Origin of the sequence: Stenotrophomonas sp. GbtcB23 (assembly GCF_019091045.1) — a bacterium.
GTDB classification, from domain to species: Bacteria; Pseudomonadota; Gammaproteobacteria; order Xanthomonadales; family Xanthomonadaceae; genus Stenotrophomonas; species Stenotrophomonas rhizophila_A.
On the sequence record NZ_JAGXKC010000595.1, the window covers coordinates 1 to 244 of the forward strand.

The window sequence follows — 244 nt, forward strand, 5'->3', positions numbered from 1 at the left end:
TATTACTACGAGAAGCTGATGGCCGACATGCGCGCGGCCATCGCGGCGGGACCCTTCGAGGTCTTCCGCGAGGCCTTCTATGCGGCCCGGGGCATGGCCCCGCCGCCGCTGTAAGCGGCCGGCCCGGCCCCGATCCGGCGCGCGGACCCTGCCAAACGGCCCAAGGACGAACACCCGGGGCCGTGGCATACTTCGCGGCTGACCCCTGTTTCGCGGCGACACCCGACCCCATAAGGGGTAGGGC

General features: G+C 70.9%; 1 protein-coding gene. It reads left to right on the plus strand.

Features of this window, described 5'->3' with window-relative positions; all coding sequences use genetic code 11:
• A partial coding sequence (locus KVS69_RS20235) for a queuine tRNA-ribosyltransferase family protein (RefSeq protein WP_217540070.1) occupies positions 1 to 114 on the plus strand: 114 nt, incomplete at its 5' end.
• Positions 115 to 244: the final 130 nt, after the last annotated feature.